The organism is Nonomuraea sp. LP-02, assembly GCF_036289125.1.
Taxonomy (GTDB): Bacteria; Actinomycetota; Actinomycetes; order Streptosporangiales; family Streptosporangiaceae; genus Nonomuraea; species Nonomuraea bangladeshensis.
In genome coordinates, this window is sequence record NZ_JAXCLK010000001.1 from 963,535 (window position 1) to 988,411 (window position 24,877).

General features: G+C 70.8%; 23 protein-coding genes and 1 pseudogene. 17 read left to right on the plus strand and 7 right to left on the minus strand.

Annotation, left to right across the window (positions count from 1 at the left end):
- Nucleotides 1-5 precede the first annotated feature (5 nt).
- The 4 genes from SMD20_RS04485 to SMD20_RS04500 form a co-directional block, all read right to left on the minus strand.
- Nucleotides 6-959: a carbohydrate ABC transporter permease gene (locus tag SMD20_RS04485; RefSeq protein WP_329575153.1), complete on the minus strand. Its 954-nt coding sequence runs from the start codon at nt 957-959 to the stop codon at nt 6-8.
- Nucleotides 959-1,891, minus strand: coding sequence for a carbohydrate ABC transporter permease (locus SMD20_RS04490; RefSeq protein ID WP_329575155.1), 933 nt, complete (start codon nt 1,889-1,891; stop codon nt 959-961). Before SMD20_RS04490 ends, SMD20_RS04485 begins: the two co-directional genes overlap by 1 nt.
- Before the next feature lie 10 nt (nt 1,892-1,901).
- Complete coding sequence (locus SMD20_RS04495) at nt 1,902-3,161, minus strand: extracellular solute-binding protein (RefSeq protein ID WP_329575158.1); 1,260 nt, start codon at nt 3,159-3,161, stop codon at nt 1,902-1,904.
- Nucleotides 3,162-3,378: 217 nt separating this feature from the next.
- On the minus strand, nt 3,379-4,395 hold the full coding sequence (locus SMD20_RS04500; RefSeq protein ID WP_329575161.1) for a LacI family DNA-binding transcriptional regulator: 1,017 nt from the start codon (nt 4,393-4,395) through the stop codon (nt 3,379-3,381).
- Between the two features lie 274 nt (nt 4,396-4,669).
- Between SMD20_RS04500 and SMD20_RS04505 the strand changes: the two genes are divergently transcribed.
- The 4 genes from SMD20_RS04505 to SMD20_RS04520 all read left to right on the plus strand — a co-directional run bounded on the left by SMD20_RS04505 (nt 4,670) and on the right by SMD20_RS04520 (nt 7,550).
- On the plus strand, nt 4,670-4,933 hold the full coding sequence (locus SMD20_RS04505; RefSeq protein WP_020547470.1) for a phosphoribosyl-ATP diphosphatase: 264 nt from the start codon (nt 4,670-4,672) through the stop codon (nt 4,931-4,933).
- A gap of 63 nt (nt 4,934-4,996) precedes the next feature.
- Nucleotides 4,997-5,842 carry an ATP phosphoribosyltransferase gene (gene hisG, locus SMD20_RS04510; protein WP_091087334.1) on the plus strand — a complete coding sequence of 282 codons (846 nt, stop codon included), beginning with the start codon at nt 4,997-4,999 and terminating at the stop codon, nt 5,840-5,842.
- Between the two features lie 89 nt (nt 5,843-5,931).
- Nucleotides 5,932-6,816: an ABC transporter ATP-binding protein gene (locus SMD20_RS04515; RefSeq protein ID WP_329575170.1), complete on the plus strand. Its 885-nt coding sequence runs from the start codon at nt 5,932-5,934 to the stop codon at nt 6,814-6,816.
- Nucleotides 6,816-7,550: an ABC transporter permease gene (locus SMD20_RS04520; protein WP_329575173.1), complete on the plus strand. Its 735-nt coding sequence runs from the start codon at nt 6,816-6,818 to the stop codon at nt 7,548-7,550. The genes SMD20_RS04515 and SMD20_RS04520 overlap by 1 nt, the downstream gene beginning before the upstream one ends.
- Here SMD20_RS04520 and SMD20_RS04525 read toward each other — a convergent pair.
- Nucleotides 7,534-8,777: pseudogene (locus tag SMD20_RS04525) on the minus strand (RNA-guided endonuclease InsQ/TnpB family protein). The gene SMD20_RS04520 and the pseudogene SMD20_RS04525 overlap by 17 nt on opposite strands.
- A gap of 149 nt (nt 8,778-8,926) precedes the next feature.
- On the opposite strand from SMD20_RS04525, the gene SMD20_RS04530 reads away from it, so the two are divergent.
- Complete coding sequence (locus SMD20_RS04530; protein WP_329575180.1) at nt 8,927-10,045, plus strand: sensor histidine kinase; 1,119 nt, start codon at nt 8,927-8,929, stop codon at nt 10,043-10,045.
- Entirely contained in the window at nt 10,042-10,647 is a 606-nt protein-coding gene (locus SMD20_RS04535) for a response regulator transcription factor (protein ID WP_329575183.1), read from the plus strand. Before SMD20_RS04530 ends, SMD20_RS04535 begins: the two co-directional genes overlap by 4 nt.
- Here the strand turns inward: SMD20_RS04535 and SMD20_RS04540 are convergent.
- Nucleotides 10,644-11,672: an EAL domain-containing protein gene (locus SMD20_RS04540; RefSeq protein ID WP_329575185.1), complete on the minus strand. Its 1,029-nt coding sequence runs from the start codon at nt 11,670-11,672 to the stop codon at nt 10,644-10,646. The genes SMD20_RS04535 and SMD20_RS04540 overlap by 4 nt on opposite strands.
- A gap of 161 nt (nt 11,673-11,833) precedes the next feature.
- Between SMD20_RS04540 and SMD20_RS04545 the strand changes: the two genes are divergently transcribed.
- Nucleotides 11,834-12,499, plus strand: a complete 666-nt coding sequence (locus SMD20_RS04545) for an acVLRF1 family peptidyl-tRNA hydrolase (RefSeq protein ID WP_329575188.1) — start codon at nt 11,834-11,836, stop codon at nt 12,497-12,499.
- 6 nt (nt 12,500-12,505) lie between these two features.
- Here SMD20_RS04545 and SMD20_RS04550 read toward each other — a convergent pair whose 3' ends face one another.
- A complete protein-coding gene (locus SMD20_RS04550) occupies nt 12,506-13,327 on the minus strand; it encodes an NAD(P)H-binding protein (RefSeq protein WP_329575191.1) in 822 nt (273 codons plus the stop codon).
- Between the two features lie 90 nt (nt 13,328-13,417).
- Between SMD20_RS04550 and SMD20_RS04555 the strand changes: the two genes are divergently transcribed.
- From SMD20_RS04555 to SMD20_RS04600, 10 genes are all read left to right on the plus strand, one after another.
- Nucleotides 13,418-13,993 (plus strand): TetR/AcrR family transcriptional regulator, encoded by a 576-nt coding sequence (locus tag SMD20_RS04555; protein WP_329575193.1) that lies wholly within the window; start codon nt 13,418-13,420, stop codon nt 13,991-13,993.
- A gap of 135 nt (nt 13,994-14,128) precedes the next feature.
- Entirely contained in the window at nt 14,129-15,148 is a 1,020-nt protein-coding gene (locus tag SMD20_RS04560) for a LacI family DNA-binding transcriptional regulator (RefSeq protein WP_329575196.1), read from the plus strand.
- Between the two features lie 252 nt (nt 15,149-15,400).
- Nucleotides 15,401-16,015, plus strand: a complete 615-nt coding sequence (locus SMD20_RS04565; RefSeq protein WP_329575197.1) for a YesL family protein — start codon at nt 15,401-15,403, stop codon at nt 16,013-16,015.
- A 119-nt stretch (nt 16,016-16,134) separates the two neighbouring features.
- On the plus strand, nt 16,135-17,568 hold the full coding sequence (locus SMD20_RS04570) for an extracellular solute-binding protein (protein ID WP_329575198.1): 1,434 nt from the start codon (nt 16,135-16,137) through the stop codon (nt 17,566-17,568).
- Between the two features lie 73 nt (nt 17,569-17,641).
- A complete protein-coding gene (locus SMD20_RS04575; protein ID WP_329575201.1) occupies nt 17,642-18,619 on the plus strand; it encodes an ABC transporter permease in 978 nt (325 codons plus the stop codon).
- Between the two features lie 10 nt (nt 18,620-18,629).
- A complete protein-coding gene (locus SMD20_RS04580; protein ID WP_329575203.1) occupies nt 18,630-19,541 on the plus strand; it encodes a carbohydrate ABC transporter permease in 912 nt (303 codons plus the stop codon).
- Nucleotides 19,538-20,158 carry a rhamnogalacturonan acetylesterase gene (locus tag SMD20_RS04585; protein ID WP_329575206.1) on the plus strand — a complete coding sequence of 207 codons (621 nt, stop codon included), beginning with the start codon at nt 19,538-19,540 and terminating at the stop codon, nt 20,156-20,158. The genes SMD20_RS04580 and SMD20_RS04585 overlap by 4 nt, the downstream gene beginning before the upstream one ends.
- A complete protein-coding gene (locus SMD20_RS04590; protein WP_329575208.1) occupies nt 20,155-22,767 on the plus strand; it encodes an exo-rhamnogalacturonan lyase family protein in 2,613 nt (870 codons plus the stop codon). Before SMD20_RS04585 ends, SMD20_RS04590 begins: the two co-directional genes overlap by 4 nt.
- Before the next feature lie 131 nt (nt 22,768-22,898).
- Entirely contained in the window at nt 22,899-24,497 is a 1,599-nt protein-coding gene (locus SMD20_RS04595) for an ABC-F family ATP-binding cassette domain-containing protein (RefSeq protein ID WP_329575211.1), read from the plus strand.
- A gap of 113 nt (nt 24,498-24,610) precedes the next feature.
- Complete coding sequence (locus tag SMD20_RS04600; RefSeq protein WP_020547488.1) at nt 24,611-24,826, plus strand: helix-turn-helix domain-containing protein; 216 nt, start codon at nt 24,611-24,613, stop codon at nt 24,824-24,826.
- The last annotated feature ends 51 nt before the right edge of the window (nt 24,827-24,877 follow it).

Below are 24,877 nucleotides of genomic sequence, written 5' to 3' on the forward strand. Positions count from 1 at the left end.
GCGGGTCAGCCTTTCAGGCCGCTCAGGGCGATGCCCCGGGTGAAGTACTTCTGGAAGATCAGGAAGAACACGATGGTCGGGACCGAGGCGATGAACCCGCCCGCCATGATGGCGCCCTGATGGTCCGGCGCCCCGAAGTACGAGTTGAGCCGGGCCAGCGCGACCGGCAGGTTCGCCATCTCGTCGCTCTGCACGATCACCAGCGGCCACAGGAAGTTGTTCCATTCGGCCAGCACGATGAAGATCGACATCGCGGCGAGCGCCGGCCGCAGCAGCGGCAGCACGATCTGCCACCAGATCCGCCACTCCCCGGCGCCGTCCACGCGGGCCGCCTGGATGAGCTCGTTCGGCACCGACTGCAGGAACTGGACGAGGAAGAACAGCACGAACGCCTTGGCCAGCCCCGGCACGATGTACGCCGTGTAGGTGTCCAGCCAGCCCAGGTTGCGCATGATGACGTAGTTCGGGATGAGCGTCGTCTGCCAGGGCACCATCATCGACGCGATGATCATCAGGAAGATGACCCGGCGGCCCCTGATCTGGTGCTTGGCGATCACGTACGCCGCCAGCGAGCAGACCAGCAGCGCCCCCACGGTGATCGCCGTGGTGATGAGGACGCTGTTGAACAGGAACCGCCAGAACCCGAACTCCACCTGGAACCGCTGGAACACCCCCTGCAGATGCCCCGGGTTGACCCGTTCCGCCGACCACTCGGGGTCGTAGAAGTTCACGACCGACGGCGAGCGCGGCACGAACGACGGCGGGATCCTGGACAGCTCCGTCGGCGGCTTCAGCACCGTGATGATCAGCCAGTAGAACGGCACGACCATCGTCAGCGACAGCAGGTAGAACGGCAGGCGCAGCAGGTGCCCGTTCAGCCGGGCCCGGCCGCCCGCGCGCGGCTGCTCGTGCCGGGCCCGCCGTGCCGGGGCGAGCCGGTCCATCGGGGCGACGGTCATCACAGCTCCTTCATCGCGCGCCCGACGCGCAGGTTGACGAGGCTCAGCACGAAGATGATCAGGAACAGCACCCAGGCGACGGCCGAGGCGTAGCCCAGCTTGAAGTGGGTGAACCCCTGGTCGTAGAGGTAGGGCACGATCATCAGCGCCGAGTCGAGCACGCCGCCGATGTTGTTGGTGCCGCGGAAGACGATGTAGACCGCCTCGAACACCTGGAACGCCCCGATCAGCCCGGTCACCACCACGTACGTGGTGACCGGCCGCAGCAGCGGCAGCGTGATGTGGCGGAACCGCTGCCAGGTCGAGGCGCCGTCGATCCTGGCCGCCTCGTAGTACTCCTCGGGGATGGAGCCGAGCCCGGCGACGTACAGCACCATGCCGTAGCCCATGCCGCCCCACACCGACATCAGCACCAGGATCGGGATGGTGAGCCCCGGCGTGGCCAGCCAGGGCACGGTCGAGCCGCCGAGCCAGTGGACGACCGTGTTGGCCAGGCCGACCTCGCTCGGGAACAGCACCCACTTCCACATGATCATGAGCGCGATGGAGGAGGTCACCGACGGCAGGAAGAACAGCGTGCGCATGACGCGGTGCGGCCAGCTCGGGCCGCTGAAGGCCAGCGCCAGCCCCAGCGACAGCAGGGTGCCGAGCACGACCGAGGCCACCACGTAGAGCGCGGTGTTGCCGAGCGCGTGCCGGAAGCGGGCGTCGCCGGCGAGCTCGGTGAAGTTGTCCAGGCCGGTGAAGACGGCCGGGTTGACCCCGTCGAACGAGGTGAAGCTGAGGTAGAGCGAGTTGGCCAGCGGCCAGAGCAGGAACGCCGCGAACAGCGCGAGGAACGGCAGCAGCATCGCGTACGAGGTGCCGTAGCGGCGCAGCCGGTCGACGGGGACGCGGCGCAGCCGGCCGCCGATGGGGACGGGACCCGCCATTGTCGGCCTCCTAACCGGCGTTGCGCTCCATGACCTTGGCCGCCTCCGCGAGCGCGGTCTTCGCGTCCGACTTGCCGAGGATGGCCGACTGGAGCTGCTTGGCGACGTCGGAGGCGCTCTCGTCCCAGCCGGGGCAGCCGGGGGCCGCCTTGCCCGTGCCGATCGCCTGCGCGAAGACCTGCGCCTGCTCGGGCGTGAACGTCGAGCCGCCCACGATCTGGTCGGGGCGTGGCGGGATGTAGGAGATGTTGCGTTTCCTGGCCTCGCCGGCGACGGCGGCGATGGCCTCGTCGGTGTACATGAACTTCACGAAGTCCGCGCCGGTCCGGGCGTACTTGCTGTAGGAGGTGACGCCGATCGCCCGGCCGCCGATGAACGTGGTCGGCCCGGCGGGCCCGGCGGGCAGCGGCGCCATCGCCCACTTGCCCTTCAGCTTGGGCTTGTTGGTGTCGAGGCCCTTGGCGATCCAGTTGCCGGCCACCACCATCGCGGTGCCGGTGTCGAGGGCGTCGGACCCCTCGACGGTGGCGGTGGGCGCGCCGTGCTCGCGGTAGAGGTCCACCCAGTACGTCAGCGCCTGCTCGGCCTGCGGGGTGTTGAGCGAGGGCTTGCAGTCGGGGGTGTAGAAGCTGCCTCCGGCCTGGTAGAGGTAGTTGAAGTAGCCGATCCAGTCGAGGTTGCCCCAGTCCTGGCTGTAGGGCTTCTTCACCCCCGACGCCCTGAGCGTGGCGATGTCCTCGACGAGTTCCTCCCACGTCTTGGGCGGGGCGTCGATCCCGGCCTTCTCCAGCAGGTCGGTGCGGTAGTAGAGGGCCAGGGTGGACATGTCGAGCGGCACCCCGTACACCGATCCGTCGGGGGAGACGGCGGACTCCCACTGGGCGGGCTGCGCCTGTCCCTTGAGCGCGTCGATGCCGTGCCCCCGCAGGTCCACCATGGCGCCACGGGCGCCGAACTGGATGGTCCAGGTCATGCCGCCGGAGAGGATGTCGGGGCCGGTGCGGCTGGTCGCGGCGGCGAGGAGCTTGGCGTAGGCGTCGTCCCAGGACAGGGTCTGCACCTTGACCGTCACGTTGGGGTGCTTCTGGTGGTAGAGGTCGGCGGCCTTCTGGAAGGTCGCCGTCTCGTCGTCGCCTCCGGTGGACCAGAAGGACAGGGTCATGGGGGCGTTCTGGTCGGCCTGCTCGGTCCGGGTCTGGCCGCTCGTGGCGCAGGCCGTGCTCAGGGCGGCCACGAGGATGGTGCTGCACGCTGCCATGGTTCGTCGCATGGGGCCATCCGATCTCTCCGTCGGATGGGCGCCGGACTTGCGCCGGCGGACGTGCGGATGTGCCTGCGGGTCCCTTGGCCGGCGCCCACTTACTGGTGCGGAGCGGATTTCACCACTTAAGCGGGTAAGCCACAATAGGAGATTTTTCGAGAGAGCGCGTTCCCCGGCTCTCGTGACGGCGATGACCTTCGATGACGGCTCCAGCGGAAATTTTCCGTCACGATGAAAATGGAGCGGTGCTCCCTCTCGGCAGCAGGCGCGCGGGCGGCTCCGGGGCGCCGTCCGGCCGCTCGCCGGCGATCACTCGCAGCAGGGTGCGCGCGGCGTGCGCGCCGTAGGCGGGGACGTCCCGGGTCACGGCCGTCAGCGGCGGCCGGACCACCTGCGCGAGCGGGGAGTCGTCCCAGGCCACGATCGACAGCCCGGCGGGGACGGCCAGGCCCATCTCCTGGGCGACCGACAGGCCCGCCACCGCCATGATGTCGTTGTCGTAGACGATCGCCGTGGGCCGGGGCCGCGCGCTGAGCAGCAGCCTCGTCGCCCGCGCGCCCTCCTCGCCGGTGTAGTCGGTGTGCGCGACCGGATGCCCGTCGAGGCCGGCCGCAGCGCAGCCTCGCGCGAACGCCTCGTCCCTGATCCGGGTGTGCAGCAGCGCCGGCAGCCCCGCCACCCTGGCCACCCGCCGGTGGCCGAGCGCCGCGAGGTATTCGATCACCTCGCCCATCACGGCGGCCTCGTCCGACCATACGGCGGGCAGCGGGCCCGCGCCCGACGGATGCCCGGCCACCACGGCGGGCATGCCGAGCCGCTCCACCTCCGCCACCCGGGGATCGGCGGCGCACAGGTCCACCAGGATCGCGCCGTCCACCCGGCCCTCGCCCCACCAGCGCCGGTACACCGCGATCTCGGCCTGACGGTCCGGCACCACCTGCAGCATCAGCGCGCACGAACTGGCCGCAAGCTCGTCCTCGACGCCGCTGACCAGCTCCATGAAGAACGGCTCCACGCCGAGGAAACGGGCCGGCCGGCAGAGCACCAGGCCGATCGCGTCGGCGCGGGCGCCGCTCAGCGAGCGCGCGGCCACGTTGGGGCGCCAGCCGACCTCCTGGGCGATGGCCCTGATACGCGCCCGCGTCTCCTCCGAGACGCCGGGGCGGCCGTTCAGCGCGTACGACACCGCCCCCTTGGACACACCCGCCCGCCGCGCGATGTCGGCGATCGTCGGCCTCTTCACGCCTGCTCCCTCCCGCGCCCGATAAACCGCTGAACCGTATCAGCGACATTGACAATCTCCGGTCCGATCCGGGCACAATGCTTTTCCGGTTCATAAACCGGAAACGGCTCCGTGTACAGTCCTTAGGGTTTCCGCGCCGCCGCGCGCCGTCGTCGGACCTGCCGTGAGCTGATCGGGGGCTGATCGGGGGCGTCTCGCGTGGCGGACGGAGGGCGGTGTCACCTCGTCCCGCAGACTAGGCTTGTCAGGCACGCCATCGACGACGAGAGAGACCATGAAGACCTTCGAAGAGCTGTTCGCCGAGCTGTCCGAGAAGGCCCGCACCCGGCCCGCGGGGTCGGGCACCGTGGCCGCGCTCGACGCCGGCGTCCATGCCATCGGCAAGAAGGTCGTCGAGGAGGCCGCCGAGAGCTGGATGGCGGCCGAGCACGAGTCGGACGACCGGGCGGCCGAGGAGATCTCCCAGCTCCTCTACCACGTGCAGGTGCTCATGATCGCCAAGGGCATCGGGCTCGACCAGGTCTACAAGCATCTCTAGGGCGCGCCCGCGCCCGCCTCCGCACCCGACCTGGAGACCCGAGAGACCGAACGAGGACCTGACATGCTGCGTCTGGCAGTACCCAACAAGGGCGCGCTCAGCGAGGCCGCCCAGGCCATGCTCAAGGAAGCCGGCTACCGCTCCCGCAGGGACAGCAAGGAGCTGGTCGTGGTCGACGAGGACAACGGCTGCGAGCTGTTCTTCCTGCGCCCCCGCGACATCGCCGTCTACGTCGGAGAGGGCACTCTTGACGTCGGCATCACCGGCCGCGACATGCTCGTCGACTCCGGCGCGCCCGTCGAGGAGATCATGCCGCTCGGCTTCGGCGGCTCCACCTTCCGGCTGGCCGGCACCGCCGGCGCGATGACCTCGGTGCACGACCTGGAGGGCCGGCGCATCGCCACCTCCTACGCGGGGCTGCTGGAGAAATACCTCTCCGACCAGGGCGTGGACGCCCGGGTGATCAAGCTGGACGGCGCGGTGGAGACCGCGATCAGGCTCGGCGTGGCCGACGCCATCGCCGACGTCGTCGAGACCGGCACCACGCTGCGCAACGTCGGCCTGGAGGTCTTCGGCGAGCCGATCATGCGCTCCGAGGCGGTGCTCATCAAGCGGCAGGGCGCGCCGGAGACGCCCGGCGCGGGCCAGTTCGTCCGCCGCTTCCAGGGCGTCGTGCACGCCCGCGACTTCGTGATGATGGACTACGACATCCGCGCCGAGCGCATCGAGGAGGCCATCGCGCTCACGCCCGGCATGGAGGGCCCCACCGTCTCGCCGCTGCACCGCGAGGGCTGGGTGGCGGTGCGCGCGATGGTCCGCCGCAAGGGCCACCAGCAGGTGATGGACCAGCTCTGGGACATCGGCGCGCGGGCGATCCTGGTCACCGACATCTACGCCTGCCGCCTCTGACACCCAGAGGCCGCGTCTGACAAATGTCACGGTCGAACCCGGAAGGATCACACTGCCCGGGTCCCGGCCGTGACTTTAACGTTCGACGCATGAACGCCATCACGTTCGATCACGTCAGCAAGCGCTACGGGGACGTGCTCGCCGTCGACGACCTCTCGCTCGCCATCGAACCCGGCTCGACCGTCGCCCTCCTCGGCCCCAACGGCGCCGGCAAGTCCACCTCCATCAACCTGCTGCTCGGCCTGCTGCGCCCGAGCTCCGGCCAGGTCGCCGTGCACGGCCGCGCGCCGGACGCGGCCGTGAAGGACGGCGAGATGGGCGCGATGCTCCAGCACGGCACGCTCATCCCCGAGCTGACCGTGAAGGAGCTCGTGGACCTCGTCCGCCGGCTCTACCCGCGCCCGCTGCCCCTCGACGACATCCTGCGCCTGGCCGACCTGACCGAGCTGGCCGGCCGCCGGGCGAACAAGCTGTCCGGCGGCCAGTCCCAGCGCGTGCGCTTCGCCCTGGCCGTCGCCGGCGCTCCCAAGATCCTGCTGCTGGACGAGCCGACCGCGGCGATGGACGTGGAGTCCCGGCTGCGCTTCTGGGCCGCCATGCACGACTACGCCGCCGGTGGGCGCACGGTGCTGTTCGCCACCCACTACCTGGAGGAGGCCGACGCCCACGCCGACCGGGTGGTCGTCATCGCCCGCGGCCGGCTGGCCGCCGACGGCACCGCCGCCGAGATCAAGGCCGGGGCGGGCGGCCAGATCGTCCGCTTCGCCCTCGGCGCGCAGCCCGCCGCCGGCCTCGACCGGCTGCCCGGCGTCACCTCCGTCGAGATCGCCGACGGCGAGGTCACCCTGCACACCGGCGACCCCGACGCCACCCTGGACGGGCTGTACCGAGGCACCACGCTCGACATACGGCACGTACGGCTGTCCGGCGCCGACCTCGAAGCCGCCTTCCTCGCCCTCACCCGGGAGCCCTGATGCTCTACTACGCCAGGACAGAGACGCTGCGCATGCTGCGCAACCGCCGCTACCTCATCTTCGTGGTGATCTTCCCCGTCCTCCTCTACCTGATCAACGCCAACATCTACGGCGAGCAGACCGACGCCGACGGCGTCAGCTACGCGGTGGTCCTCATGGTGTCGATGGCGGCCTACGGGGGCCTGGCATCGTCCATGATGAGCTCGGCCGTGCCCTGGGCCACCGAGCGGCAGTCGGGCTGGCTGCGCCAGCTCCAGATCACCCCGCTGCCCGGCTGGGCGATCATCGTCACCAAGCTGGCGACCGCGCTGCTGCTCGTGCTGCCGTCGCTGCTGCTGGTCAGCGTCGTCGCCATCGTGCAGCAGGGCGTGTCGATGCCGCCCGCGCGGTGGGCGGGGCTGCTGCTGGCGATGTGGCTGGGCACGATCCCGTTCATCGCGCTCGGGCTGGCCATCGGCTCGGCGCTGTCGCCCGACGCCGCCCAGCCGGCCGCCATGATCTGCATGTTCGCCCTGGCCATCGCCGGCGGGCTGTGGTTCCCGCCGGAGATCTTCGGCACCACGATGAAGGCCGTCGCCGAGGTCACGCCGTCCTACCACTACGCGGCACTCGGCTGGAGCATGGCGGGCGGCCACGGGCTCGGGCTCGCCGACGTCCTGGTCGTCGCCGCCTGGGGAGTGGTGCTCGGCCTCGCCGCCGCCTTCCTCTACCGCCGGGCTACAGTGCGGGCTTGACATCCTCCCCCTCGTCGACGAGAGGGATCCCGACCGTCGCCGGTCGGCCTTCCTGCTTCACCGCCGATCGCCTGCCGAGGAGGTTTCCTCTTGAGGTCTTACACCAGCTCCACAGGCGTTTCAGCTCTCCGCCAGCCCGGCGGCGAGCACGTTCTTGGCCGCGTTGACGTCCCGGTCATGGGCCGCGCCGCAGGCGCACTCCCACTCCCGGACGTTCAGCGGCAGCTTCTCCTGCGAGGCCCCGCACTGCGAGCACAACTTGGAGGAGGGAAACCAGCGATCCACGACCGCGAGCGTGCGCCCGTACCACTGGGCTTTGTACTCCAGCATCGAGCGCAGTTCGCGCCAGGAGGCGTCGGAGATGGCGCGGGCCAGCGAGCGGTTCTTGACCAGGTTGCGGACGGTCAGGTCCTCGATCGCGAGCGTTTGGTTCTCGCGCACCAATCGAGTGCTGACCTTGTGCAGGAAGTCGCGGCGGCGGTCGGCGATCCGGGCATGCGCGCGGGCCACCTTCAGACGGGCCTTGGCCCGATTGCTGCTTCCCTCGGCCTTGCGGGCGAGCGCCCGCTGAGCCTTGGCGAGCCTGCGCCGATCGCGACGCTCGTGACGGGGGTTGACGATCTTCTCGCCGGTGGACAGTGTGACCAGCGCCGTGATCCCGGCGTCGATCCCCACGTTCGCCGCCGCGGGCGGGAGAGGGCTGATCTTCTCTTCGACCAGCAGGGACACGAACCAGCGCCCCGCCGCGTCCTTCGACACGGTGACCGTGGACGGCTCGGCGCCCTCCGGAAGCGGACGCGACCACACGATGGCCAGGGGCTGATCCATCTTCGCCAGTGTCAATGCGCCGTCGCGCCACCGGAACGCCGAGCGGGTGTATTCGGCCGACGCCCGCGTCTTCTTCTTACTTTTGAACGTGGGGTATTTGGCGCGTTTGGCGAAGAAGTTCGCGAATGCCGCCTGGAGATGGCGAAGTGCCTGCTGCAACGGCACCGACGACACCTCCGACAGGAAGCCGTAGTCGCCGCCGCGCTTCCACTCGGTCAGCTTCGCCGACGACTCCACGTAGGAGACGCGACGCCCTTCCAAGGTGTAGGCGCGGGTGCGCTCTTCGAGCGCCTTGTTGTAGACGAGGCGGACGCAGCCGAACGTCCGGGCAAGCTGCTCGGCCTGCTCGGGGGTCGGGTGGAAGCGGTATTTGTAGGCCCGCTTCACGATCTGCGCCACCCTCACATCCTAGTATGCGATCAGCTATTGAATCGTTCAATTGTTCGATATGGTGGTTCGCCTGAAGGCGAAAGGCCTGTCCTCGCCCTGCTTCGCGAGGGACCGTTATCTCCAGCGCCTGAAGGCGGAGGTTTCCTCGGAGGTGATTGATGAGCTTCGCCGAGCGGATCAGCTTCGGCGGGGAGGACGACCGGCCCTCGCTCCGGCGGCGGCTGCTCGGCCTGTCCGTCGGGCTGGTCTACCTGGTCTTCCCCGTCGCGGAGATCATGACCGGCGCGATCACCGGCGTCCGCGCGGTCTGGGCGGGGGCGCTGCTGACCGCGTTCATCGTGCTGTTCCTGGCGACGGTCGTGAGCGCCAGGAGCTTCCTGGAGCGGGGGCGGTGGACGTACCTGCTGCTCGCGCTCACCACCTCGGTGGGGGTCACCGGCGCGCTGGTCTTCGGCGGCTCCTTCCTCAGCATGCCGGTCTACAGCGTCGTGCTGTGCGGGTTCACGCTGCCGGCCGCGGCGGCGCTGCTCGCCATGCTCGCCAACCTGGGCCTGCTGGTCGGCGGCGGCCTGATCCACCACAGCTCGCCCGAGACCATCATCATCCTCGGGCTGCAGGTGGTGACGCTCGGCGTGCTGTTCATCAGCGTGCGCAACACCCGGGCGCTGACCGTCAAGCTGCACCGGGCGCAGGGCGAGGTGGCCCGGCTGGCCGCCACCGAGGAACGGCTGCGCATCGCCCGCGACCTGCACGACCTGCTCGGCCACAGCCTGTCGCTGATCGCGCTCAAGAGCGAGCTGGCGGGGCGGCTGGCCGAGGGCACGCCCGACGTGCAGCGGGAGGTCAGGGACATCGAGTCGGTCGCCAGGAAGGCCCTGTCGGAGGTACGCGAGGCCGTCACCGGCTACCGGCGGCGCGGCCTGGCCGAGGAGCTCGACAACGCCAGGTCCGTGCTGGCGGCGGCCGGCGTGCGGGCCCGCGTGCAGGTGTCGGGCACGCCCCTGCCGGAGCCGGTCGAGGCCCTGCTGGCCTGGGCGGTGCGCGAGGGCACCACGAACGTCGTGCGCCACGCGCGGGCCGGCCGCTGCGAGATCAGGGTGACGTACGAGGACGGGCTGGCCGTCCTGGAGGTCGCCGACGACGGGCGCGGCCGGGAGCCCGTCCTGATGGGCAGCGGGCTGTCGGGGCTGAGCGAGCGGGCCGTCGCCGCGGGCGGGGCGATGGCGGCGGGACCGGGCCCGCGCGGGTTCCGGCTGCGCGTGGAGGTGCCGGCGTGATCCGCGTGGTCCTGGCCGAGGACCAGGGCATGGTACGGGGCGCGCTGGCGTCCCTGCTCAACCTGGAGCCCGACATCGAGGTGGTGGGCGAGGCCGCCGACGGCGCGGAGGCGGCCGAGGTGGTCGCCCGCGCCCTGCCCGACATCGTGCTGCTCGACATCGAGATGCCCGGCACCGACGGCCTGGCGGCCGCCGCGACGATCACGCGGCGCACGCCCGGCTGCCGGGTGATGATCCTGACGACGTTCGGGCGTCCCGGCTACCTGCGCACGGCGATGGAGGCGGGCGCGGTCGCCTTCCTCGTCAAGGACAGCCCGGCCAGGGAGCTGGCGGCGGCCATCCGGCGGGTGCACGCGGGGGAGCGGGTCATCGATCCCGGCCTGGCCGCGGCGGCGCTGAGCGCGGGGCCCAACCCGCTGTCGGCGCGTGAGCGCGACGTGCTGTCGGCCGCGGCGGACGGCTCCACCATCGGCGACATCGCCGAGCGGCTGCACCTGTCGGAGGGCACCGTGCGCAACTACCTGTCCTCGGCCATTCAGAAGACCCACGCCCGCAACCGGATCGAGGCCGTGCAGCGCGCCCGTACGCAGGGCTGGCTCTAGCGAGTGGTGGAGGTGACCTCCCTGATGAGGTCCGAGACGCGGACGATGCCGAGGCAGCGGTTCATCTCGTCGGTCACCACCAGGTCGTCGTAGACGCGGCCGGCGTCCCTGCTGGCCGCCTGGACCGCGGCGATCGCCGGAGTGGTGCGCGGCACCGTGCGCGGCGGGTCGGCCAGGCGCCGCGCGGGCTTCTGGCTGTGCAGGGCGTGGCCGAAGCGGGCGGCGAACGACAGCAGGAAGCGGCCGCGGTCCAGGCTGCCCTGGGGGCGCTGGTACTCGTCCACCAGGATCACGCTGGTGATCGTCGGCTCGTGGCCGAAGGCGGCGACGGCCTCCTCGGCCCTGGCCTCGGCGGGCAGCGTCACCGCGGGGATCAGCAGCTCCTGCACGCGGGGGCCGAGCAGGGCGGCGCCGGGGGCGGGATCGGCGACCGGGAGCGGGACGCGTACCTTCCCGTCGGGGCCGGGGGCCAGCAGGGGGCCGTGCGCGAGGCGTACGCCGAGGCCGCGGACCGTGGCCGCCTGGCTCTCGCGTTCCACGCCCGGCGCCATGACGTGCGCGCCGATCCCGCGGGCGAGGGTCACCACCGACCGGGTGACGGCGGTCGCGCGGTGGTCGCCGGGGACGCGCGCGACCAGCTCCGGGGACAGCGCCACCAGGTACGGCGAGACGTCCGCGGCCAGCTCCGGCGAGGGCCCGTTCGACCCCACGTCGGCGAGGCCGAGCAGGTAGCCGATCGTGCGCAGCCCGTTGAGCGCGACCTTGATCAGCGGCAGGTCCTGCTCGTGGCAGGTCCCGGTGAGCAGCAGGATCGCCTCGCGCGGATGCCGCCCCGCCCGGCGCAGCGCCTCGTGCAGCGGGGTCAGGGCGCCCGCGCCCGACAGCACGACGTGGACGGGCAGGTCCAGCATCATCGGCAGAGGGGTGGCCCGGAGCTCGCCAGAGGGGTCCACGCTCGCGCCGCGGGCGATGACCGCCCCGGTGTCGAGGTCCACGAGAGGGCTGGTGAGCAGGGAGGTCGCCACGAGGAAAGGATCCGGCGGAACCCGCATGCCACATAAGACCCGCGAAACAGATTTAACCGTCATTTCCCCTTGAGTTGTCCCGGGCCGCTTCCCCGGCCCCGCCCCTGACTCGGCCCCGCCCCTGACTCGGCCCCGCCCCTGACTCGGCTAGCCTTCGAGGCATGAGCGGGCGTCCGGCCAAGGGTGGCGGCCGGTGGGTGGTGGTGCCGCCGGGGCGGGTGCATCCGTGGATCGACGGGTTCGCCGAGCGGCACGGGCCCTTCACGGCGAGCGGCGACGGGCGGGTGGTCCGGCTGCGGGCCCGCGACGGCGCCCTGGCCGAGCTGCACGTGCCGTTCCCGCCCATGGCCGCCGGGCCGCCGCACGTCAGCGGGCTGGTCGCGCACGTACGTGCCGAGCGCCGGGTGGGGGTGTTCCTCGTCCGGCTCGGCGGGTACGCGGCCGGCGTCTTCCACGGCGACGCGCTGCTGGCCTCGAAGGTCGGCTCGCGCCTGGTGCAGGGGCGCACGGCGGCCGGGGGCTGGTCGCAGCAGCGTTTCGCCCGGCGGCGGCGCAACCAGGCGAGCCGGGCCTACGACGACGCCGTGGAGACGGCGGTGCGGGTGCTGTCGCCGCACCTGGGCGAGCTGGACGCCGTCGTGCTCGGCGGCGACCGGCGGGCGATGGACGCGCTGCGCCGGGACCGGCGGCTCGCGCCCCTGCTGGCGCTGGAGGCCGAGCCGTTCCTCGTGGTGCCCGACCCGCGACTGGCCGTGCTCCGCGACACCCCGTCCACCTTCCGCGCCGTCCGCGTCCTGGTGATGAACCACGAACCCCCGCCTGCCTGAGCCGCGTCAGGTCGTCGCGAAGGTGGTCTTGTGCTCGGTGAGGAAGTCGTCCAGGGTGCGCGGTGGCCGGCCGGTGATGTCCTCGACCTCGGTCGTGGTCGTCGCCCAGCGGCCGTCGCCCGTCTCGGCCATCAGCGCGGCCAGGTCCGCGGCGAACGGCGCCGGCATGCCCTGCCGCTCCAGGTGGGCGGCCATCTCGGGCACCGGGAGGTCCACGTACCGGACGGGACGGCCGAGCACGGCGCCGACGCGCTCGGCGATCCGCTCGTGCGGCAGCGACTCGGGCCCGGTGAGCACGTGGTCGCTCCCCGGCCCGGCCGGGCGGGTGAGCAGCGCGGCGGCCACCTTGGCGACGTCCCTGGCGTCGATGTAGTTGACGGGGCCCGGCCCGTACGAGCCGTACATGCGCCCGTCCCTGACCTCGCCCGGCAGGTTCTGCATGAACCCGGTCGGCTGCAGGATCGCGTACGGCACGCCGGACGCCCGCAGATGCTCGTCCACCTCGCCGTGCATGCCGCCGCCGAGCCGTCCCCCGGGACGGGCGCCCCGGACGGAGACCGTGACCACCTGGGCGACGCCCGCCCGCGCCGCGAGGTCGATGACGGCCCGGTGCGCCGCGGCGAAGCCGGGCCAGAGCGAGCTGTTGAGCAGCAACCGGTCGCCGGGCGACAGCAGCGCGCCGATCGTCTCGGGCCGCTCGAAGTCGGCGAGCGCGTACGGGCACGGCAGGTCGGCGGGCCGGCGGACGGCGGCGAGCACGTCGTGCCCGTGCAGCCGCCCGGCCAGCGCCCGCCCGATGGTGCCCATGGCCCCGGTTATGACGATCATGAAGTCTCCTAAGTGGACGATCGGATTCCGGTTGGCCGCACGGTACACTAACCGGAATCCGATCGTCCACTTGACCGTACGGAGGCGCCGGTGCGCGCGGACGCGAGACGAAACCTGGGCAGGATCGTCGAGGCGGCGGCCGAGGTCCTGGCCGAGCGCGGCGTCAACGCGCCCATGGAGGTCATCGCCCGGCGCGCGGGGGTCGGCGTCGGCACCCTCTACCGCCGATTCCCCGACCGCCAGGCCCTGCTCGCCGCCGTCGGCGACCACTACGTGCACAGCATGGCGGAGGCCCTCGACCGGGCCGCGGACGAGGAGGCCGACGCCTGGAGCGCGATCCGCGCCTTCGTCTCCTGGGCGGCCGAGCCCGGCCGGGCCGCGCTCGCGACCGTGCTGGCCGCGCTGCCCGACGAGGCGTACACCGGCCGGGACGAGTTCGCGCGGACGCGGGACGGCTGGCTGGAACGGTTCGGCGAGCTCGTGGGCCGCGCGCAGGAGGACGGCGCGATGCGCCGCGACGCCGGCGTCGAGGACCTCGTCCACCTGCTGAACGTCTTCACCTGTCACCCCGACCGGCTCCCCGCCCCTGTCGCCGCCGACCCCGGCCGCTACCTGCGGCTCATGCTCGACGGCATGAGGGCGCAGGAGGCGACTGTGCCCCTGTGACCGTTTCGATCTATTGAGACGATTCAAAAGAATCTTGATCACGGCTATGATGGGCCGAGTTCACCGTGGAGCTCCGTACGCGGAGCACGTGAGAGCGGCGAATCATGCACCCGCAGCACGGCCTCGTGAGGATCGATGGCGACCAGGAACATCAAGGAGGTCGCGCAGCTGGCGCGCGTCTCCGTGGGGACGGTGAGCAACGTGCTCAACCGCCCGGAGATCGTGTCACCGGCCACCCGCGAACGCGTCTTCGACGCGATCAAGAAACTCGGGTTCGTCCGCAACGAGGTGGCCCGCCACCTGCGGGTGGGCCGTAGCAGGACGGTCGGCCTCGTCGTGCTCGACGTGGCCAACCCCTTCTTCGTGGACGTGGCCCAGGGCGCCGAGTCGGTCGCCGAGGACCACGACACGATGGTGGTGCTGTGCAACAGCGCCGGCGACCCGGGCCGCGAGCGCCGCCACCTCGACCAGCTCGAACAGCAGCGGGTGATGGGCATACTCATCACCCCGGTCGAGGCGGAGAACCCCTGGCTGGAGGAGCTGGCCGCGCGCGGCACGCCGGTCGTGCTGGTCGACAGCCCGGCCACCGGGCTGCAGTGCTCGGTGGCGGTCGACGACCGGCTCGGCGGGCAGATCGCCGTCGCCCACCTCGTCGAGCGCGGGCACCGGCGCGTCCTGTTCGCCGGCGGCCCGATGTCGGTCAAACAGGTGGCCGACCGGCACGCGGGCGCCGAGGCGGCGATCGCCGCCACCGGCGGCGCCGTCGAGCTGCTGACCTGCACCGCGCCCGCGCTGACCGTGGCCGGCGGCCGGGCCATCGGGGAACGGGTGGCGGCGCTGCCGCCGGACGAGCGGCCCACCGCCGTCTTCTGCGCCAACGACATCATGGCACTCGGCTTCCTGCAGGCGATGGCCGCGCACGGGCTGCGCGTGCCCGAGGACCTGGCCATCATCGGCTACGACGACATCGACTTCGCGGCGGCGGCGGCCGTGCCGCTGTCGTCCGTCAGGCAGCCGCGCGAACTGCTCGGCCGCACCGCCATCGACCTGCTGCTCGAAGAGGTCGCCGAGCCCGAGCAGCACCGGCACAGGCAGGTCATCTTCCAGCCGGACCTGGTGGTCAGGGAGTCGAGCGCCCTGCGCCGCGACCCCTGACGCCCGCCCCTGGTCACGGCCCTGCGCACGAGGCGACGGGCCGCGTTCACGCATGTCCGGACGGCCGCCAGCGCCGCCGGCGAAGACGCGAATCTCCGCGAATCTCGTCATTGACTTTGAGTCGATTCAACACTAATTTCGCACCAACCGCCGTTCACTCCCGTGTAACCGGGCAGGAACGGCGGCGCAACAGCCCACCCCCGTGCCGGGGCGGATGCCACGAGAAGGTGGTGCCGGATGTCTCGTCCCGCCATGTCGATCAGAATCCAAGCTGCCTGCTCAGAGGCCATCTGGGCGGCTCAGCTCAACCTGATGTGGCTCGTGTTCACCCTCGCAGGAGGGGTGATTCTCGGGCTGGGGCCCGCCACCGTGGCCGCCTACACCCTGGCCCGGAGGCACGTTCGTTATGAAACGTTTCAGGCTTGGCGCGAATTCTGGGCCGTCTACCGACGGGAATTCGTCCGGGCCTCGCTGCTGGTCCTGCCGCCGGCGCTGATCGGCGTCCTGCTCGTCGGCAACTATCTGTACCTGTCCGCGCTCGGCCCCGGCATGGGGGCGATGCGGATCGCGACCCTCGTGGCGCTCGTCGCACTGGCCGGTGCGGGAGCGTACGTGGGCCCGCTCTACGCGCATCACGACCTGCCGCTGTGGGCGTACGTGCCCAAGGCGGTCCACCTGGCGCTCATGCGCCCGGCCTCGTCCGTGCTGCTGCTGCTCGTGCTCTCCGCCATCGCCTTCGCGACCTCGGCGGCGCCCGTCCTCGCCCCGGTGATCAGCTTCGGCGCGTGGATCCATCTCAACACGTGGCTCTGCCTGCGCTTCTTCGAGGAGAACGAGGCGCGCCTGCATTCGAAAGGGAACTCATGAGCGCATCCCGTCGCCGGCGGCTCCTTGCCGGCGTGTTAGCGATAACGGCTGCTCTCACCGCTTCGGCCTGCTCCGGCGGCGGGGAGGCGCCCCAGTCCGACCCGAACACGATCACGTTCATGTCGAAGCTGTTCGGCACCGCGCCCGACCCGAAGGGCGAGCTGCACCAGGCCGTCGAGAAGTTCCTCGGCAAGAAGCTGCAGATCACCTGGGTGCCCAACGCCGAGTACACCGACAAGCTCAACGTCACCCTGGCCTCGGACAACCTCCCGCAGGTCATGGTGGTCGACCCGCACCTGCCGGCGTTCGTCAAGTCCGCACAGGCCGGGGCGTTCTGGGACCTGACCGACAAGCTCGACAAGTACCCGAACCTCAAGCCCGCCGACGAGCGGAGCGCGCTCAACTCCTCGATCAACGGCCGGATCTTCGGCCTCTACCGGATGCGGCCCCTGCTGCGCTCGGCGATCGTCATCCGCAAGGACTGGCTGGACAAGCTGGGCCTGAAGCTGCCCGAGTCGGTAGACGACCTCTACGACGTCGCCAAGGCGTTCACCGAGAAGGACCCCGACGGCAACGGCAAGAACGACACCTACGGCCTCATCATCCCGAAGTGGCCGGGCAACTACGCCAGCGCCAGCCCGTACGACGTGATCGAGACCTGGTTCGGCGCCCCCAACGGCTGGGGCGAGCGTGACGGCAAGATCGTGCCCGGCTTCGACACCCCCGAGTTCCTCGAGGCCAACCGCTGGCTGAAGAAGATGGTGGACGGGGGCATGATCAACCCCGACTTCGCCACGCTCGACACCGCCAAGTGGAACGAGCCGTTCCACCAGGGCAAGGGCGGCATGATCATCGACGTCAACATCCGCTCCCGCCAGGTCCTCGACCTGTTCTACGAGGACGACAAGGAGAACTACGGCGACAAGGTCGCCATGGTCGGCAACCTCAAGCGCTCCGACGGCCAGAAGTTCTCCTACCCCTTCACCGGCTACGCCGACGTGCTCGCGATCTCCAAGCAGAGCGTGCGCACCGAGCAGGACCTCGACAACGTGCTGAAGACCCTGGACAAGCTGGCCACCAAGGAAGGCCAGAACCTGGTCACCAACGGCATCGAGGGCCGCAACTACAAGGTCGAGAACGGCGACACCGCCGCGCTCATCAACGAGGACGACCCGGCCGTCAAGGTCATCCAGGACAACGCCGACGACGCCTTCATCCAGCTCAGCACCAAGGGCACCGTCGACATCGGCGGCATCGCCTACCAGCGGGTGCCGTCGGGTCAGCCGTACCAGGACATGCTCACGCTGCAGAAGCGGCTCATGGAGGAGGACCTCAAGACGGCGGTGCACAACGTGGCGCTGCCCGTGGTCTCGGACACCGCCGTCGCGCGCGGCCCGCAGATCGACACGATCGTCCCCGACGCGCGGATCAAGTTCCTGTCGGGCGCGATCACCGAGGACCAGCTCAAGGGCGAGATCAAGCGCTGGTACGACAGCGGCGGCACCCAGGTGACCACCGAGGTCAACGACCTCGTCAAGAAGCTCGGCCAGTAGCGGCCGCCCGACCCCGCCCGAGAGCCCGGGGGACCTGCCGCCCCCCGGGCTCTCCCACGAAAGGAGGCCGCTCGTGGCCACCCACCTGGCGGCGCCTCCCGAGAAGGCGGCGCCCAAGGAGAGCGGGAGAGGCGCCGCCAAGGTGCCGCTCCGCACCGCGGTAGGCCGCTACCGCTGGCTCTACCTGATGCTCGTCCCCGGCGTCGCGTACTTCGTGATCTTCAAGTACCTGCCGATGTACGGGCTGACGATCGCCTTCCAGGACTTCTTGCCCTTCCTCGGCTACTCCGGCAGCCCCTGGGTCGGGCTCAAGCACTTCGAGGAGCTGTTCGCCGGCCCCGACTTCGGCCGGCTGATGTTCAACACGCTCCTGCTGGCGCTGCTGCACATCCTGTTCGTCTTCCCCGCGCCGATCATCGTCGCCCTGCTGCTCAACGAGGTGCGGGTCGGCTTTCTCAAGCGCTCGGTGCAGTCGCTCATCTACATCCCGCACTTCCTGTCGTGGACGATCGTCGCCTCGCTGACGTACGTGTTGTTCGCGGCGGACTTCGGCGTGCTCGCCGGCTGGATGCGCGAGCTCCTGGGCGACACCTCCAAGATCGACTACATGGCGCAGGAGGAGTGGTTCCGTCCGCTGATCATCCTCCAGCAGCTGTGGAAGCAGACCGGCTGGGGCACGATCATCTACCTGGCCGCGCTGGCCAGTGTGGACCCCAACCTGTACGAGGCCGCCCGCATGGACGGCGCGGGCCGCTTCCGCCAGCTCTGGCACGTCACGCTGCCCGCCATCCGCCCCACGGTCGTGGTCATGGCGATCCTCGCCTCCGGCAACCTGCTCGACTCGGGCTTCGAGCAGATCTGGCTGATGACCACCTCGCTGAACCGCTCGGTCGCCGACGTGTTCGACACCTACGTCTACTACGCCGGCATCACCCAGGGCGCGATCAGCTACTCCACCGCCGTCGGCCTGTTCAAGGGCGTGGCCGGCGTCATCCTGATCTTCGGCTCGAACTGGCTGGCCAAGCGCCTCGGCCAGCGTGGACTGTTCTGAGGAGCCCGGCATGGCCACCATCACCAAGACCAAGAAAGCCGGCCTCCCCGTGGGGAACGAGGCCGGGCTCGGCAGCCGGGTGTTCGACACGCTCAACGTGATCGTGCTCGTCGGCCTGGCGGCGATCACGGTGCTGCCGCTGCTGTACGTGCTGGCCGGCTCGTTCGCCGGCGAGGCGGAGATCTCCTCCCGGCCGTTCTTCCTGTGGCCGGAGAAGTTCGTCACCGAGTCCTACGAGTACATCTTCGACACCCCCACCTTCCTGCGCGCGCTGCTGACCACCGTCGTCGTGACGGCGGTCGGCACGGTGGTGCAGGTGCTGCTGACCTTCACCATGGCCTACCCGCTGGCCAAGCGTTATCTGCCGGGCCGGGCGCTGGTGCTCAACCTGGTCATCTTCACGATGGTCTTCTCCGGCGGCATGATCCCCACCTACCTGGTGGTGCGCGACCTCGGGCTGCTCGACAGCTATTGGGCGCTGATCCTGCCGCTGGCGATCAACCCGTTCTACCTGATCATCGTCAAGAGCTTCTTCCAGGAGCTGCCGCAGGCGCTGGAGGAGGCGGCGCGCATCGACGGCTGCAACGAGATGGGCGTCTTCTTCAAGATCGTCCTGCCGCTGTCCAAGCCGATCATCGCCACGTTCTCGCTGTTCTACGCGGTGGGGATCTGGAACGACTACATGTCGCCGCTGCTCTACATCAACGATCCGAGCAAGTGGACGCTGCAGATCCTGGTGCGCCAGCTCACCAGCACCGACGCGGCCAACGCGCTCGCCCAGATGGACCGCACGTGGGTGCCGCCGGAGCAGGGGCTGAAGTTCGCCGTCGTGGTGATCGCGACGCTGCCGATCCTGCTGTTCTACCCGTTCCTGCAGAAGCACTTCGCCAAGGGCGTGCTGCTGGGAGGCGTCAAGGAGTGACCGTCACCGTGCTGCTGGCGGGGGACTCGACGGTCGCCTCCTGCCCGGCCGCCGAGGCGCCCATGTCGGGCTGGGGCGCCCAGCTCGGCGCCCGCCTCGGCCTGCCGGTGCGCAACTTCGCCAAGGGCGGCGCCACCACGGCAAGCCACCGGGCCGAGGGGCTGTGGGCGGCGCTGCTGCGCGAGGTCGTGCCCGGTGACCTGGTCGTCCTGCAGTTCGGGCACAACGACCAGAAGGAGCCGGAGCTGCCGTACCAGGAGAATCTGCGCGCCTTCGTCGCGGAGGCGCGCGCCGCAGGGGCGCGGCCGGTGCTGTGCACGCCCGTGCAGCGCCGCCGCTGGGCGGACGGCCGGCTCGTCCCCACGCACGGCGGCTGTCCGGACCGGGTCCGCGAGCTGGCCGCCGCCGAGGGCGTGCCGCTGATCGACCTGACCGCGGCCACCACCGCCCTGTACGAGCGGTTCGGCCCCGAGGGGTCGAAGGCCCTGTTCACGCATTTCCCGCCCGGCGTCCACCCGCTCTATCCGGGCGGCGTCGCCGACGACACCCACTTCTGCTTCCGCGGCGCCGACGAGGTGGCCGCGATCGTCGCCGAGCGGCTGAAGGAGATCGTATGACCGTGCTGCGCTGGCTGGACCGACCGGGTGATCAGGGGGTGACCTGGGGCGTGCCCTGGCCGCGGGGAACGGTCGCGCCGGGGACGCCGTTCGCGCTGAGCGACGACGCCGGCCGCGAGGTGCCCGTGCAGAGCTGGGTGAGCGCCACCTGGCCGGACGGCTCGGTCAAGTGGTCCGCGCACGCCGCCGGCGCCGGCCCCGCCGCCGGGGAGTACCGCCTGGAGCCCGGCCGCGAGCCCGCCGCGCCGTCCACCCCCGTCACCGTCACCCGCGAGGCCGGCGCCCTGACCGTCGCCACCGGCGTCGTCACCTGGACGGTCGAGGAGAGCGGCACCACCCTCGCCCGCTCGATCACCCGCGACGGGCGCGAGATCGCCCGGGACGTCCGCCTGGTCAGCCTCCGCCAGGCCGGCCCCACCCCCGACGAGGGCGCCGCGCCGCCCCGCGAGCGGCGTACCGGCCTGGTCGAGCGGGTGACGGTCGAGCAGGGCGGCCCGGTGCGGGCGGTGCTCCGCCTGGACGGGCGGCACGGGGACTGGCTGCCGTTCACGGTCCGGCTGTACTTCCACGCCGGGGCCGAGGACGTGCGGATCACGCACACGTTCGTCTGGGACGGCGACCCGGAGCGGGACTTCCTGGCCGGGCTCGGCCTGCGCGCCGACGTCGTCATGCGCGACTTGCCGCACGACCGGCACGTACGCCTGGCCGGCCCCGACGGCTTCCTCACCGAGGCCGTACGCGGCCTGACCGGCCTGCGCCTCGACCCCGGCGAGCGGGTCCGCCGCGACCAGGTCGCCGGGCTGCCCTGCGGCGAGATCGCCCCCGAGGTCGCGAGCCGCCTGCACCTCGTCCCCGCCTGGAACGACTACACCCTCGACCAGTCCTCCGCCGACGGCTTCACGCTGCGCAAGCGCACCGGCGAAGGCTGCTCCTGGGTGACGATCCCGTCCGGGACCCGCTCGGCCGGCTACGGCTACGTCGGCGGCGTGAGCGGCGGCCTCGGCTTCGGGCTGCGCGACTTCTGGCGGCTGCACCCCACCCGGCTCGACGTCAGGAACGCGGCCACCGGTCTCGCCACGGCCACCGTCTGGCTGTGGTCGCCCTCCGCCCCCGCCATGGACCTGCGCTTCTACCACGACGGCATGGGCCAGGACACCTTCGAGGAGCAGCTCGAAGGGCTGGAGATCACCTACGAGGACTACGAGCCCGGCTTCGGCGATCCGCGGGGCATCGCCCGTACGCATGAGCTGACCCTGCGCGCCCTCGCCGCCACGCCGCCCGCCGCCGACCTGGCCGCCTTCGCCGCCGCCATGAACGAGCCCGCCCTGCTGACCGCCACGCCCGCGCGGCTGCGCGAGGCGGGCGTCTTCGGCGTCTGGGAGCTGCCCGACCGCTCCACGCCGGCCCGCGCCGAGATCGAGGACCGCCTCGACTTCCTGTTCGACCTGTACGTCCGCGAACGCGAGCAGCGCCGCTGGTACGGCTTCTGGGACTACGGCGACGTCATGCACACCTACGATCCCGACCGCCACACCTGGCGCTACGACGTGGGCGGCTACGCCTGGGACAACTCCGAGCTGTCGCCGGACCTGTGGCTGTGGCTGCAGTACCTGCGCACCGGCCGCGCCGACGTCTTCCGTTTCGCCGAGGCCATGACCCGCCACACCGGCGAGGTCGACGTCTACCACCTCGGCCGCTGGAAGGGCCTCGGCAGCCGGCACAACGTGCAGCACTGGGGGTGCAGCTGCAAGCAGGTGCGCATCTCCAACGCCGCCTACCGCCGCTTCCACCACTATTTGACCGCCGACGAGCGCTCCGGCGACCTCATGGACGAGCTGAGCGCGCCGGAGGAGACGTTCACGGCCGTCGATCCGCAGCGCAAGGTCCGCGAGGACGTCTACACGCCCGACCCGTCGGCGCTGTCGGTCGGGCTCGGCACCGACTGGGGCTCGCTCGCCGCCGCCTGGCTGACCCGCTGGGAGCGGCACGGCGACGAGCGGGCCAGGGACCGGCTGCTCGGCACGATGGCCGACATCGCGGCGATGCCGCGCCGGTTCCTGACCGGCGAGGCCAGGATGGACCTCGCCACCGGCCGCTTCGACACCTCGGTGGACAAGATCTCGATCTCGCACCTGTCGTCGCTGTTCGGGCTGCCGGAGATCTGCGCCGAGCTCATCGCCCTAGTGGACGTGCCCGGCTTCGAGGACGCCTGGCTGGAGTACTGCCGGCTCTACCTCGCCACGCCGGAGGAGCAGGAGGCGGAGGTCGGGCAGCGGCTCGGCGGGATCTCGCTGATCCAGGCGCACAGCCGGCTGACGGCGTACGCGGCGGCGCGCACCGGGGACGCCCGGCTGGCCGCGTGGGCGTGGCGCAAGTTCGGCCGCGACGAGGGCGACCAGCTCAACACCAACCCGTTGCAGCGGCAGGAGAAGTGGGAGCTGACGACGGTGGACGGCCCGTCGGTGCCCGCCCCCGTGCGGGAGGCCCCGTTCGTCAGCACCAACAGCGCGGCCCAGTACGGCCTGGCGGCCATCCACAACCTGGCCCTGATCGGGGAGCACCTGGAGGAAGGGGAGCGGCGGGAAGAGGCGGGCTCCGCCGGGCGTTAGGGAACGGCGGAGCGTCAAACCAGAGGTGGGGCTCCAGCAGGGAGCTCTACACTGATCGTATGCACACTCCCGATTGATCAGGCGTAGCACGCCCAAACCCTCGTTTCCTAGCACGGGAGTGTTCCGCCACCATGATCATCGCCAATGATATCGAGCTGCGCGCCGGCGCGCGCCTGCTCATCGAGAAAGCGTCCTTCCGGGTCAACCCGGGCGACAAGATCGGGCTCGTCGGCCGCAACGGCGCCGGCAAGACCACCCTGACCAAGGTGCTGGCCGGCGAGGCACTGCCGGCCGCGGGCACCGTCACCACCAGCGGCGCGATCGGCTACCTGCCGCAGGACCCGCGCACCGGCGACCTGCAGGTGCTCGCCCGCGACCGCATCCTGTCCGCCCGGGGCCTCGACCAGGTGCTGCGCGAGCTGCGCGAGGCCGAGCTCGGCATGAGCTCGGCCGACGACCGCACCCGTGAGCGCGCGGTGCGCCGCTACGGCCGCCTGGAGGACCAGATGCACGTGCTCGGCGGCTATGCCGCCGAGTCCGAGGCCGCCTCGATCGCCTCCAGCCTCGGCCTGCCCGACCGGGTGCTCGCCCAGCCACTGAAAACGCTTTCTGGCGGTCAGCGCCGGCGGGTGGAATTGGCCCGAATTCTTTTCAGCGGAGCGGAAACTCTCCTTCTGGACGAGCCGACAAACCACCTAGATGCGGACTCAATCGGCTGGCTTCGCGATTTTTTGCGCAGCCATCAAGGTGGCTTGGTGATCATCAGCCACGACGTCGGGCTTCTTGAAGCGACGGTCAACAAGGTCCTGCACCTGGACGCCAACCGGTCCGTGATCGATCACTACAACGTCGGCTGGACCGCCTACCTCGCCCAGCGCGAGACCGACGAGAAGCGCAGGAAGCGCGAGCGCGCCAACGCCGAGAAGCAGGCGGGCGCGCTGCTGGCGCAGGCCGACAAGATGCGCGCCAAGGCCACCAAGGCCAAGGCCGCCCAGGACATGATGCGCCGGGCGCACCGCCTGCTGGCCGGCACCGAGGAGGAGCGCCAGAGCGACAAGGTGGCGCGGCTGCGCTTCCCCGACCCCAAGCCGTGCGGCCGCACCCCGCTCACGGCCCAGGGCCTGTCGAAGTCCTACGGCTCGCTCGAGGTCTTCACCGACGTGGACGTGGCCATCGACCGAGGTCACCGGGTCGTCATCCTCGGTCTCAACGGCGCGGGCAAGACCACCCTGCTGCGTCTGCTCGGCGGCCTGGAGACGCCCGACACCGGCGAGCTGCGGCCCGGCCACGGGCTCAAGGTCGGCTACTACGCCCAGGAGCACGAGACCCTCGACGCCGACCGCACGCTGCTGGAGAACATGCGCTCGGCCGGCGGCGAGTTCACCGACACCGAGCTGCGCAAGGTGCTCGGCTCGTTCCTGTTCACCGGCGACGACGTCGACAAGCCGGCCGGCGTCCTGTCCGGAGGTGAGAAGACCCGGCTGGCCCTGGCCATGCTGGTGCTCTCCAGCGCCAACGTCCTCCTTCTCGACGAGCCCACGAACAACCTCGATCCCGTCTCCCGCGAGCAGGTTCTCAACGCTCTGAGGTCGTATTCAGGAGCGATCGTCCTAGTGACCCACGACGAGGGTGCCGTTGACGCCCTGTCACCGGATAGGGTGATCTTGCTACCGGACGGAACTGAAGACGCGTGGAGCGCCGAATTTTCCGATCTTGTGGCACTTGCCTGATCTTAATTTGAGTGGGTACGGATCTTTTCCCGTGGAGTAGGTAGCCGATCCCGCTGAAATGACTGATCATGGCGGAGTAACGCTGCGGAAGTCCGGCACTACAGGAGGTACTCGTGGCCGAGACACTGAAGAAGGGCACCCGGGTCACCGGGGCCGACCGGGAGAAACTGGCCGGCGATCTCAAGAAACGCTACGCCGCGGGTGAGAGCATCCGCGCCCTGGCCGCTTCGACGGGTCGGTCCTACGGGTTCATCCACCGCATCCTGAGCGAGTCCGGTGTGACTCTGCGCGGGCGCGGCGGGGCGACTCGAGGCAAGTCCAAGCGCTGACGGCCGCCTCGGAACGTGCGACCGCAGCCGCCCGTCCCTAGTCAGCCAGCC

What these genes read in the sequence shown, in the direction of transcription:
- SMD20_RS04560 (WP_329575196.1), top strand. Translation starts at nt 14,129, where the DNA reads ATGGCGACCAGGAACATCAAGGAGGTCGCGCAGCTGGCGCGCGTCTCC.
- SMD20_RS04580 (WP_329575203.1), top strand. Translation starts at nt 18,630, where the DNA reads ATGGCCACCATCACCAAGACCAAGAAAGCCGGCCTCCCCGTGGGGAAC.
- SMD20_RS04595 (WP_329575211.1), top strand. Translation starts at nt 22,899, where the DNA reads ATGATCATCGCCAATGATATCGAGCTGCGCGCCGGCGCGCGCCTGCTC.
- SMD20_RS04520 (WP_329575173.1), top strand. Translation starts at nt 6,816, where the DNA reads ATGCTCTACTACGCCAGGACAGAGACGCTGCGCATGCTGCGCAACCGC.
- hisG (WP_091087334.1), top strand. Translation starts at nt 4,997, where the DNA reads ATGCTGCGTCTGGCAGTACCCAACAAGGGCGCGCTCAGCGAGGCCGCC.
- SMD20_RS04565 (WP_329575197.1), top strand. Translation starts at nt 15,401, where the DNA reads ATGTCGATCAGAATCCAAGCTGCCTGCTCAGAGGCCATCTGGGCGGCT.
- SMD20_RS04545 (WP_329575188.1), top strand. Translation starts at nt 11,834, where the DNA reads ATGAGCGGGCGTCCGGCCAAGGGTGGCGGCCGGTGGGTGGTGGTGCCG.
- SMD20_RS04515 (WP_329575170.1), top strand. Translation starts at nt 5,932, where the DNA reads ATGAACGCCATCACGTTCGATCACGTCAGCAAGCGCTACGGGGACGTG.
- SMD20_RS04495 (WP_329575158.1), bottom strand. Translation starts at nt 3,161, where the DNA reads ATGCGACGAACCATGGCAGCGTGCAGCACCATCCTCGTGGCCGCCCTG.
- SMD20_RS04485 (WP_329575153.1), bottom strand. Translation starts at nt 959, where the DNA reads ATGACCGTCGCCCCGATGGACCGGCTCGCCCCGGCACGGCGGGCCCGG.
- SMD20_RS04505 (WP_020547470.1), top strand. Translation starts at nt 4,670, where the DNA reads ATGAAGACCTTCGAAGAGCTGTTCGCCGAGCTGTCCGAGAAGGCCCGC.
- SMD20_RS04570 (WP_329575198.1), top strand. Translation starts at nt 16,135, where the DNA reads ATGTCGAAGCTGTTCGGCACCGCGCCCGACCCGAAGGGCGAGCTGCAC.
- SMD20_RS04590 (WP_329575208.1), top strand. Translation starts at nt 20,155, where the DNA reads ATGACCGTGCTGCGCTGGCTGGACCGACCGGGTGATCAGGGGGTGACC.
- SMD20_RS04530 (WP_329575180.1), top strand. Translation starts at nt 8,927, where the DNA reads ATGAGCTTCGCCGAGCGGATCAGCTTCGGCGGGGAGGACGACCGGCCC.
- SMD20_RS04490 (WP_329575155.1), bottom strand. Translation starts at nt 1,891, where the DNA reads ATGGCGGGTCCCGTCCCCATCGGCGGCCGGCTGCGCCGCGTCCCCGTC.
- SMD20_RS04550 (WP_329575191.1), bottom strand. Translation starts at nt 13,327, where the DNA reads ATGATCGTCATAACCGGGGCCATGGGCACCATCGGGCGGGCGCTGGCC.